Here is a 9,697-nt window from a genome sequence, read left to right as displayed (position 1 = left end):
TCCAGGACCACGCAGTGGTGGTGGGTCTTGCCGATGTCCGTGCCCGCCCAGATCTGGGCCACCTGTTCCTCCGGTCGTTCGATGCGTGCTGCTCGTCCGGACGACCTCGCCAGCGTGGTCCTACTCAGCGATGCACCCGAGGGGCTCGCAGCTCCTAATCAGCGGTCGAGTCGTCGTGAGACACCGGGCGGCCAGGTGACGTAGGCCATCAAGGGCAACCGACTGAAAGCCATACCCGATGTCTCTGGATCTCTGGACCTTACGACGGCCCGTCCAACCCACCAACAACGTAGGACCGACTGACCGGGGTTGACCTGCGAAGCGCCCGGCCGGGGATCAACTCCCGGTCGGGCGCTCGGCGTTGCGTTCGGTGCACTCCGTAGTCGATTGCGTGCAGTGTGCATGAATCGAGGCCGGGCGGGGTAGTTCCTTCCGCACATCGCTTCTCGTACGGCTGCGCACCGGAGGCGGCCCAGCGGCCGGTCCGGGTCAGAACAGCGGGGGCTCGCAGCCGGGCAGGGGAGCGTGGTTCCCCGTGTCCGAGAGCCTCGTCAGGAGTACGGCAGTGCTGCATCCGATCGAGTCCCGCACCACCTCGCCAGCCGCCGCCGCGCGGCTGCTGGAGCGCCGTCCGGCCGTCCGCCCGCAGCCCCCGGGCGGTCCCGCGACCACCGTCACCACCACCGCCGAGGACAACCCCTGGCACACCGGTGCGGCCTGCCGGCGGGACGAGGTGGGGCTGTTCTTCGCGCCGTCGAAGGAGCCGACGGCGGCCCGACTGTCGCGCGAGGAGCAGGCCAAGCAGGTGTGTGCCCGCTGTCCGGTGCTGCTGGAGTGCCGGGAGCACGCGCTGGCCCAGCCGGAGCCGTACGGGGTCTGGGGCGGTCTGACGGCCGCCGAGCGGCGGGTGGTGCTGGCCCGGCGCCGCCGTCGGGACGCGGAGCTGCGCGAGGCGGCCCGGGCGGCCGTTCCCCGGCGCCGGATAGCCGGGTGACGCCAGGTCGAAGACCCGGTCGGCACGGCGGCCGGAACGGGGCGCGGCCTCGGCGGAGGGGGATTCCGCCGAGGCCGCGCCCGGAGCTGCCCGGGGCTGCTGGGAGCTGCCCGGAGCCGCCCGGTGCCGGTCAGTTGGCGCGGTCGAAGTCGATCGCGCTGTAGGCCCGCAGCTTGGACAGCTTGTGGGTGGAGTTGATCTCGCGGATGGTGCCGCTCTTGGAGCGCATCACCAGCGAGCTGGTGGTGGCGGTCTCCGAGCGGTAGTGCACGCCGCGCAGCAGCTCGCCGTCGGTGATTCCGGTGGCGACGAAGAACACGTTCTCGCCGCTGACCAGGTCGTCGGTGGTGAGCACCCGGTCCAGGTCGTGCCCGGCGTCCAGGGCCTTCTGCCGCTCGGCCTCGTCCTTGGGCCACAGCCGGCCCTGGATCACGCCGCCCATGCACTTCATGGCGCAGGCCGCGATGATGCCCTCGGGGGTGCCGCCGATGCCCATCAGCAGGTCGACGCCGGTGCCCTCGCGGGCGGCCATGATGGCGCCGGCCACGTCGCCGTCCGAGATGAACTTGATCCGGGCGCCCGCTTCGCGGATCTCCCGGACCAGGCCGTCGTGGCGGGGGCGGTCGAGCACGACGACGGTGACGTCCTCGACGGCGCTGCCCTTGGCCTTGGCGACCCGGCGGATGTTGACCGCCGGCGGGGCGGTGATGTCGACGAACTCGGCGGCCTCGGGGCCGGCCACCAGCTTGTCCATGTAGAACACGGCGCTGGGGTCGAACATGGTGCCGCGGTCGGCGACGGCCAGGACGGCCACCGCGTTGTTCATGCCCTTGGCGGTCAGCGTGGTGCCGTCCACCGGGTCGACCGCGACGTCGCACTCGGCGCCGGTGCCGTCGCCGACCCGCTCGCCGTTGTAGAGCATCGGGGCTTCGTCCTTCTCGCCCTCCCCGATGACGACCACGCCGTTCATCGAGACGGTCGAGACGAGGGTGCGCATCGCCTTGACGGCTGCGCCGTCGGCGCCGTTCTTGTCGCCGCGGCCGACCCACCGGCCGGCGGCCATCGCGGCCGCCTCGGTGACCCGGACGAGTTCGAGCGCGAGGTTCCGGTCCGGAGCCTCCGGCGCGACCTCCAGGGCACTGGGGAGGTGGTGCGGGTACTGCGTGGTCATCGTCGTTACCTCTCTGTACGCGACGGCCAGTAAGCGCCCGACTACTGCCTGGTCGAACGCCGTGGTGAGGGTATTGCGATCGTATCTGCCCACGAGATGACTGTCTGTGGCGCGGGTCCCCACCAGGTGGCGGAAACGACCGGTTCATCCCGTTTCACCCGTACGTGGCCACCCCGGGTGGCCGGGTCGGGATGTGGATGAGTCACCATGTGGGGGTGGCTGCACAGAGCAAGGGCATGAGGGGTCGGCAGACCGTACGGGACATGGTCCTGTCGATGCTGGCGGTCGGTTTCGTCGTCTGGATCGGGTACCTGTTCCTCCCGCACGACGCCGACAGCGACCCGGTGCACGTGGTCGAGTACAAGGTGGCGGCGGCCTCGGCGAAGCGCGCCGCGCCGTATCAGCTGCTCTCCCCGGACGGTCTGTCCGACAAGTGGCGGGCCACCTCGGTCGGCTACACGCCGGCCGACATCAACGCCGGCGGGGGCAACGCCTGGCACCTGGGCTTCGTGACGCCGTCGGGCCAGTACGCGGCGGTCGAGCAGGCCGACGTCCCCCGCGACAAGCTGCTGGGCGGCAAGGTCGCGGGCGGCCGGCCGGACGGCACCTCGGAGGCGGCCGGGCGCACCTGGGACCGGGTGCAGGGCGACAAGGGCCGCGCGCTGGTCGAGCAGACCGGCTCGGCGACCACCCTGATCACCGGCACCGCCTCCTACGAGGAGCTGGCCGAGCTGGCCCAGGCGCTCAAGTAGCGCCGGGCCCCGCGCACGCGGAAGGGCCCGCACCGGACGAACCGGTGCGGGCCCTTCGCCGTCGCGGGGAGCGATCAGACCGTGGTGACGACCTGGTCGTACTCCAGGCGCGGGGAGCGCGGGAACCAGGCGTCGTCGCCCGGCTTGCCGATGTTGACCACGGCCAGCACCGAGTGGTCGCCCTCGCCGAAGAACTCCTTGTTGATGGCCTCGGCGTCGTAGCCGGTCATCGGGCCGGCGGCCAGGCCGGCGGCGCGCACGCCGATGATGAAGTACGCGGCCTGCAGCGCGCCGTTCAGCGCGGCGGACTGCTCACGGACGCTGCGCTCCGAGAAGAAGACGTCCTTGGCCTGCGGGAAGTGCGGGAACTGGCTCGGCAGCTCCTCGTGGAACTCGTTGTCGGCGGCCAGGATGGCGACCAGCGGGGCGGTCTCGGTCTTGGCCTTGTTGCCGTCCGCCATGTGCTGCACGAGGCGCTCGCGGCCCTCGGCCGAGCGGACCAGGACGACGCGCAGCGGCTGCTGGTTGAAGGCGGTCGGGCCGTACTTGACCAGGTCGTAGATGGCCTGGACCAGCTCCTCGGAGACCGGCTCGTCGGTGAAGGTGTTCGCGGTGCGAGCCTCACGGAAGAGCAGGTCCTGAGCGGCGGCGTCGAGTACCAGGGCGTCGGTGGTCATGCTTGTGCACCTCATGCGGGAGGGGGGTTCGTCGGTGTGACCGGCCGCGGCCGATCACTTCCTCCAACATAGGTGAAGATTCAACGATTCCCCAAGCGACTGTGACCCGCATCACTTGCCCCGGAGGTCACTCCCCGCCGGGGCCCGCGTCCTCCTCGGCGGCCAGCGCGGCGTCCAGCCGGGCCCGGGCGCCGTCCAGCCAGCGCTGGCACACCTTCGCCAGCTGCTCGCCGCGCTCCCACAGGGCCAGCGACTCCTCCAGCGACGTCCCGCCGTTCTCCAGTTGCCGGACCACCTCCAGCAGTGCGTCCCGGGCGTGCTCGTAGCCCAGCGCGTCGTCGGGGGTCGGTGCCGCCGCGGCCTGCTGTTCCTGCTGCTCTGCCATGCGTGCCAGCGTAGGGGCTGGCGCCGACAGAACCGCCCCCGGTACGCCGAAACCCGGGTGCGGCGGGCCGCCCGGCGGGGCTAGCCTCCGCCGCATGAACGACGTCCGACCCGCCGTCCCGGCCGACGCGCCCGAGCTCGTCCGGCTGCGCAACCTGATGTTCGAGGCGATGCCCGCCATGACCGCCCTGGCCGGCCCCGGGCCCTGGCAGAGCACCGCCGAGCGGGTGCTGCGCGAGCGCCTGGCCGTCCCGGCCGAGGAGCTGACCATGCCCTCCTTCGTGGTGGACGACCCGCAGCATCCCGGCCGACTCGCGGCCTGCGCCGTCGGCACCCTGGAGCAGCGGCTGCCCTCGCCGGGCAACCCGGACGGCCTGTTCGGCTTCGTCTTCAACATCTGCACCGACCCCGGCCACCGGCGGCGCGGCCACGCCCGGGCCTGCACCGCGGCGCTGCTGGACTGGTTCGACACCCGCAGGGTCGGCCGGATCGACCTGCACGCCAGCAGCGGCGGCGAGGCGCTCTACCGCAGCCTCGGCTTCGGCGAGCACTCCACCGCGCTGTCCCGCCAGCGCTCCTACTGAACTCCCGGCCCCACGGGGTTCCTGCTACGACTCCCGGGGCTCCACCGTGACGCCGAAGCCGCCGCCCGCCACCCGGGCGTGCAGCCCCTCCCCGGCCGTGACCTGCGCCGGATCCGTCACCACCGTGCCGTCCGCCCGCTGCAGCACCGCGTAGCCGCGCTCCAGGGTGGCCGCCGGGGAGAGCGCGACCACCCGGGCGAGGGTGTGCCCCAGGTCGCTCTGCGCGTGGTCGAGCCGGTGCCGCAGGGTGCGCCGGGCCCGCTCCAGCAGGCCGTCCACCTCCTGGCCGCGCCCGTCCAGCATCCGGTGCGGGGCGGCCAGGGACGGACGGCTGCGCAGCCCGTCCAGCCCCTGCTGCTCGCGCTCGACCCGGGCCAGCACGTGCCGGCGGGCGCGGTCGCGCAGCTGGCGGACCTTGGCCAGCTCCTCGCCGACGTCCGGAACCACCCGTTTGGCCGCATCCGTCGGAGTGGACGCGCGCAGGTCCGCGACGAAGTCCAGCAGCGGCTGGTCCGGCTCGTGCCCGATCGCGCTGACCACCGGCGTACGGGCGGCCGCCACCAGCCGCACCAGCCCCTCGTCCGAGAACGGCAGCAGGTCCTCCACGCTGCCGCCGCCGCGGGCCACGATGATCACGTCCACCTCGGGGTGCTCGTCCAGCTCCCGGACGGCCGCGCTCACCCGCTCCACCGCGCTGACCCCCTGCACCGGGACGTTGCGCACCTCGAAGCGCACGGCCGGCCAGCGCCGCCGGGCGTTCTCCAGGACGTCCCGCTCGGCCGCCGAGCCGCGCCCGGTGACCAGCCCGACGCACTGCGGCAGGAACGGCAGCCGCCGCTTGCGCTCGGCCGCGAACAGGCCCTCCCCGGCGAGCCGCCGCTTCAGCTGCTCCAGCCGGGCCAGCAGCTCGCCCAGGCCCACCGGCCGGATCTCCGAGGCGCGCATCGACAGCTGCCCGCGCGCCGCGTACCACTCCGGCTTGGCGTGCACGACGACCCGCGCGCCCTCCTGCACCACGTCCGCGACCTGGTCGAAGACGGAGCGGAAGCAGGTCACCGTGAGCGAGACGTCCGCCTGCGGGTCGCGCAGGGTCAGGAACACCACGCCCGCACCCGGCCGCCGGCTGAGCTGGGTGATCTGCCCCTCCACCCACACCGCGCCGAGCCGGTCGATCCAGCCGCCGATCAGCGCGGAGACCTTGGCGACCGGGAGCGGGGCTTCGGGGGAGCTGGTGTTGGCCATGCGTACGACACTAGCGGCGTCCGCCGACACCTCCGGCGGTGGCGCCCTGGACGGCGAGCACCGCCAGGCCGACCGCCAGCCAGACCGCCCCGACGATCTGCGCGGTCGTCGACGCCTCGTAGACCACCGCCCCGATCACCGCGATCCCCAGCACCGGGACGACCACGTGCCGCAGCACGTCCCGGGAGCCGTGCCGCACGGCGTACCAGCCGACGACCGAGGCGTGCAGCAGCGCGAAGGCGGTCAGCGCGCCCACGTTGACCACCGAGGTCAGCTGGTCCAGCCCGTCGTCACGGTTGGCCGCCCAGACCGCCGCCGCCATGGTGATCACCGCGGCCGTCAGCACCGCCCGGCGCGGCACCGCGCTGCCCGCGTCGACCGAGCCGAGCACACGCGGCAGCCGCCCCTCCCGGCCCATCGCGAAGACCAGCCGCCCGGCCGCCGCCTGCCCGGCCAGGGCCGCGAAGGCCGCGCCGATCGCCTTGCTGGCCGCCACCAGCACGTGCAGCCAGTGGCCGACCCCGCTCTCCACGGTGTCGTAGAAGGCCGAGCCCTGCGCGGCCGGGTCGGCGGCCAGCTGCTGCGGGCCCATCGGCTCCAGCAGCGCCGCCAGGTAGGTCTGCGCGACGAACAGCACCCCGGCCAGCGCCAGGCACCACAGCACCGCCCGGGCCACCGCGGCCGAGGCGCCGACCGCCTCCTCGACGAAGGTCGCGATCGCGTCGAAGCCCAGATAGGAGAGGACGGCCACGGAGACCGCGGAGATCACCGCGGTCAGCGAGAAGTCCCCGACGGCGGTGAACGGGGTGTCCCAGCCGCGCCGGGCGCCGTCCTGGGCCAGCACCACCACGGCCGCGACCACGAACACCGCGAGCACCGCGATCTCCATCGCCAGCACCGCGAGGCCGACCACCGCCGCCGTCCGCACCCCGATCAGGTTGAGCGCGGTGGTCACCACCACCGCGAGCGCCGTCCACACCCAGCGCGAGACGTCCGGCACCAGGGAGTTCAGCGCGATCCCGGAGAACAGGTAGGCCACCGCGGGGATCAGCAGGTAGTCCAGCATCGCCATCCACCCGGCGATGAAGCCCGGCCCCTCGCCCAGCCCGGCCCGCGCGTAGGCGAACACCGAGCCGGTCCGCGGCACCGCGCGCACCATCTGGGCGTACGAGAAGGCGGTGAAGCCCATCGCCACGGTCGCCACCAGGTAGACGGTGGCCACCGCGCCGTGGCTCCTGGCGTCCAGTACCCCGAAGACGCCGACCGGGGCCATCGGGGCGATGAACAGCAGTCCGTAGACCATCAGATCGCGGACGCCCAGACTGCGGCGCAGACCGCCGGGCGTCGTCTGCCCGTTCACAGAGCTCATAGGCACCACATTTGAGCATTTCCGATCGACTCCGCCCGGAAAGTGCCCGCCGTCGGCGCGGCTCCTTGCCCGGGGTCGTGCGGTTCCCGGCCGCCCGTACGATGGAGCCATGTCCAACACCGCGCAGCGCCGTGTCCTGCTCGCCGCCCCCCGGGGCTACTGCGCGGGTGTCGACCGCGCCGTGATCGCCGTGGAAAAGGCCCTGGAGCAGTACGGGGCCCCCATCTACGTCCGCAAGCAGATCGTCCACAACAAGTACGTGGTGCAGACCCTGGAGAGGAAGGGCGCGATCTTCGTCGACGAGACGGAGGAGGTGCCCGAGGGCTCGATCGTCGTCTTCTCGGCGCACGGGGTCGCCCCGTCCGTCCACGACGAGGCCCGGGCCGGCAGGCTCGCCACCATCGACGCCACCTGCCCGCTGGTCACCAAGGTGCACAAGGAGGCCGTGCGCTTCGCCGACGAGGGCTACGACATCCTGCTGGTGGGCCACGAGGGCCACGAGGAGGTCGTCGGCACCATGGGCGAGGCCCCGGACCGGATCCACCTGGTCGACGGTGCCGAGGACGTCGCCAACGTGCGGGTGCGGGACGAGTCCAAGGTCGTCTGGCTGTCCCAGACCACGCTGTCCGTGGACGAGACCATGGCCACCGTCGGCGAGCTGAAGAAGCGCTTCCCGGGGCTGGTCAGCCCGCCCAGCGACGACATCTGCTACGCGACCCAGAACCGTCAGGTCGCGGTCAAGCAGCTGGCCCCCGAGACCGACCTGCTGATCGTGGTCGGCTCCAAGAACTCCTCCAACTCCGTCCGCCTGGTCGAGGTCGGCCTGGAGTACGGCGCCAAGGCCGCCCACCTGGTGGACTTCGCCGAGGAGATCCGTGAGGAGTGGCTGGAGGGCGTCACCACGGTGGGCCTGACCAGCGGCGCCTCGGTGCCGGAGATCCTGGTCGAGGGCGTGCTGGAGTTCCTGGCCGCGCGCGGCTACGACACCGTCGAGACGGTCAAGACCGCCGAGGAGCACCTGACCTTCTCGCTGCCCAAGGAGCTGCGCCGCGACCTGCGCGCCGAGGCCGCGGGCAAGCTGTAGTCCTGCTGTGGAGAACCCGGCGCCCCGGTGGGGTGCCGGGTTCTCCGCCTGTTCGGCCCGTCCTGCCCGCTCTTTGCCGCTCTTCGCCGGTGTTCGCCGTTTTCCGCTGTGCGGGTGCAGGCGCCCTCTCGTAGGTTTGTGCACAGGCTGTGGACAAGCGGGTCCCCGGCCACGGCGGAGGGTGGACGTGATGACGGCGGTATTCGGCGTGGACATCGGCGGCTCGGGCATCAAGGGGGCCCCGGTCGACCTCGCTCGGGGCGTGCTCGCCGAGGAGCGCCACAAGGTGCTCACCCCGCAGCCGTCCGAGCCCGAGGCCGTGGTCGCCGCCGTGTGCGAGGTGGTCCGCCACTTCGACCACCAGGGCCCGGTGGGCCTGACCTTCCCGGGCGTGGTGGTCGGCGGGCACACCAGGACCGCGGCCAACGTGGACAAGGGCTGGATCGGCCTGGACGCCGAGGGCCTGTTCCGCGAGGCGCTGGGCATGCCCGCGACCATGCTCAACGACGCGGACGCGGCCGGGCTGGCCGAGATCTCGCACGGCGCAGGGCGGGACCAGTCCGGCGTGGTCCTGGTGCTGACCTTCGGCACCGGCATCGGCAGCGCGCTCTTCGTGGACGGCACGCTGGTGCCCAACACCGAGCTGGGCCACCTGGAACTGCGCGGCAAGGACGCCGAGCGCCGGGCCTCCTCCGCCGCCAAGGAGCGGCACGGGCTGGACTGGGGCCAGTGGGCCGGGCGGGTCGACGAGTACCTGGACCTGGTGGAGATGCTGTTCTCACCGCAGCTGGTCGTGATCGGCGGCGGGGTGAGCCGCAAGCACGAGAAGTTCCTGCCGCTGCTGAAGGAGCGCGAGGCGCGGGTGGTGCCGGCGGAACTGCGCAACGACGCGGGCATCGTGGGGGCCGCCATGGCGGCGGCCCGGGCCGCGGGCTGACGGGCCCCGGGTGGGCGGGCTGACGGGCCCGGCCGGGGTGGCGGGAGCGGTCGCGGTGGACGTCGGCGGGGTGGACGTCAGCGGGAGCGCTGGATCCGGCGCTGGGCGACGAAGCGGGCGAGCACGATCAGCGAGGCCAGCCCGGTGCCGGAGAACAGCCAGCCGGCCCGCAGTGCCAGCCCGGTCGCCAGCGTCACCAGCCGGGCGGTGACGCCCGGGGAGCCGACCGGCGCGAACAGCAGCAGCGCCAGCGCGAAGGCGATCGGCCCGGCGATCGGCGCGGCCAGCAGGTCGGCGTAGCGGACCCGGACGGCGAGCTGGAAGCAGACGGCCAGGTAGCCGACGCCGAACAGCCAGCCCAGGTCGCCGAAGAGCATCCGGTCCAGGCCCGCCAACGCGGCCGTCGCCAGGACGGCGAGCACGCCGGTGCCGACGGCGGTCAGCCGGGTCGGCCGCCCGGTCCGGCGCCGCCCGTACACCCGGAGCCGCCGCCCCGGCGACCG

At 73.1% G+C, this 9,697-nt stretch carries 11 protein-coding genes; 5 read left to right on the top strand and 6 right to left on the bottom strand.

Annotated features, from left to right (window positions below):
- Positions 1–565: 565 nt before the first annotated feature.
- On the top strand, positions 566–994 hold the full coding sequence (locus RZ50_RS05035) for a WhiB family transcriptional regulator (RefSeq protein ID WP_308271411.1): 429 nt from the start codon (positions 566–568) through the stop codon (positions 992–994).
- A gap of 130 nt (positions 995–1,124) precedes the next feature.
- Here the strand turns inward: RZ50_RS05035 and glpX are convergent, their stop codons facing one another.
- The gene (glpX, locus tag RZ50_RS05030) at positions 1,125–2,165 is read right to left on the bottom strand and encodes a class II fructose-bisphosphatase (RefSeq protein ID WP_196949173.1); all 1,041 of its coding nucleotides are present in this window, start codon (positions 2,163–2,165) and stop codon (positions 1,125–1,127) included.
- 215 nt (positions 2,166–2,380) lie between these two features.
- Here glpX and RZ50_RS05025 point away from each other — a divergent pair, with 215 nt between their 5' ends.
- Positions 2,381–2,917 (top strand): DUF4245 domain-containing protein, encoded by a 537-nt coding sequence (locus tag RZ50_RS05025; RefSeq protein ID WP_308271409.1) that lies wholly within the window; start codon positions 2,381–2,383, stop codon positions 2,915–2,917.
- A gap of 74 nt (positions 2,918–2,991) precedes the next feature.
- On the opposite strand, the gene RZ50_RS05020 is transcribed toward RZ50_RS05025, so the two are convergent.
- Together RZ50_RS05020 and RZ50_RS05015 are read right to left on the bottom strand one after the other, a co-directional pair.
- The gene (locus RZ50_RS05020) at positions 2,992–3,594 is read right to left on the bottom strand and encodes a malonic semialdehyde reductase (RefSeq protein WP_196949172.1); all 603 of its coding nucleotides are present in this window, start codon (positions 3,592–3,594) and stop codon (positions 2,992–2,994) included.
- 127 nt (positions 3,595–3,721) lie between these two features.
- The gene (locus tag RZ50_RS05015) at positions 3,722–3,979 is read right to left on the bottom strand and encodes an exodeoxyribonuclease VII small subunit (RefSeq protein ID WP_196949171.1); all 258 of its coding nucleotides are present in this window, start codon (positions 3,977–3,979) and stop codon (positions 3,722–3,724) included.
- Positions 3,980–4,073: 94 nt separating this feature from the next.
- Here RZ50_RS05015 and RZ50_RS05010 point away from each other — a divergent pair, with 94 nt between their 5' ends.
- A complete protein-coding gene (locus RZ50_RS05010; RefSeq protein ID WP_196949170.1) occupies positions 4,074–4,562 on the top strand; it encodes a GNAT family N-acetyltransferase in 489 nt (162 codons plus the stop codon).
- A gap of 24 nt (positions 4,563–4,586) precedes the next feature.
- Here the strand turns inward: RZ50_RS05010 and xseA are convergent, their stop codons facing one another.
- Entirely contained in the window at positions 4,587–5,804 is a 1,218-nt protein-coding gene (gene xseA / locus RZ50_RS05005; protein ID WP_196949169.1) for an exodeoxyribonuclease VII large subunit, read from the bottom strand.
- Between the two features lie 10 nt (positions 5,805–5,814).
- The gene (locus RZ50_RS05000; protein WP_196949168.1) at positions 5,815–7,173 is read right to left on the bottom strand and encodes an APC family permease; all 1,359 of its coding nucleotides are present in this window, start codon (positions 7,171–7,173) and stop codon (positions 5,815–5,817) included.
- Between the two features lie 109 nt (positions 7,174–7,282).
- Between RZ50_RS05000 and RZ50_RS04995 the strand changes: the two genes are divergently transcribed.
- Complete coding sequence (locus RZ50_RS04995; RefSeq protein WP_196949167.1) at positions 7,283–8,257, top strand: 4-hydroxy-3-methylbut-2-enyl diphosphate reductase; 975 nt, start codon at positions 7,283–7,285, stop codon at positions 8,255–8,257.
- Between the two features lie 190 nt (positions 8,258–8,447).
- On the top strand, positions 8,448–9,194 hold the full coding sequence (gene ppgK, locus RZ50_RS04990; protein WP_196949166.1) for a polyphosphate--glucose phosphotransferase: 747 nt from the start codon (positions 8,448–8,450) through the stop codon (positions 9,192–9,194).
- A 77-nt stretch (positions 9,195–9,271) separates the two neighbouring features.
- Here ppgK and RZ50_RS04985 read toward each other — a convergent pair.
- Positions 9,272–9,697: DUF6542 domain-containing protein (locus RZ50_RS04985; RefSeq protein ID WP_217680270.1), on the bottom strand; the 426-nt coding region annotated here is incomplete at its 5' end.

Source organism: Kitasatospora sp. SUK 42 (assembly GCF_015776785.2).
Taxonomy (GTDB): Bacteria; Actinomycetota; Actinomycetes; order Streptomycetales; family Streptomycetaceae; genus Kitasatospora.
Note: the sequence above shows the minus strand (reverse complement) of the source record. Positions and strands in the feature narration are given on the sequence as shown.

Bases quoted from the DNA above. Each gene is read 5' to 3' on its own strand.
- glpX (WP_196949173.1), bottom strand. From the start codon at position 2,165: ATGACCACGCAGTACCCGCACCACCTCCCCAGTGCCCTGGAGGTCGCG.
- RZ50_RS05020 (WP_196949172.1), bottom strand. From the start codon at position 3,594: ATGACCACCGACGCCCTGGTACTCGACGCCGCCGCTCAGGACCTGCTC.
- RZ50_RS05015 (WP_196949171.1), bottom strand. From the start codon at position 3,979: ATGGCAGAGCAGCAGGAACAGCAGGCCGCGGCGGCACCGACCCCCGAC.
- RZ50_RS05010 (WP_196949170.1), top strand. From the start codon at position 4,074: ATGAACGACGTCCGACCCGCCGTCCCGGCCGACGCGCCCGAGCTCGTC.
- xseA (WP_196949169.1), bottom strand. From the start codon at position 5,804: ATGGCCAACACCAGCTCCCCCGAAGCCCCGCTCCCGGTCGCCAAGGTC.
- RZ50_RS05000 (WP_196949168.1), bottom strand. From the start codon at position 7,173: ATGAGCTCTGTGAACGGGCAGACGACGCCCGGCGGTCTGCGCCGCAGT.
- RZ50_RS04995 (WP_196949167.1), top strand. From the start codon at position 7,283: ATGTCCAACACCGCGCAGCGCCGTGTCCTGCTCGCCGCCCCCCGGGGC.
- ppgK (WP_196949166.1), top strand. From the start codon at position 8,448: ATGACGGCGGTATTCGGCGTGGACATCGGCGGCTCGGGCATCAAGGGG.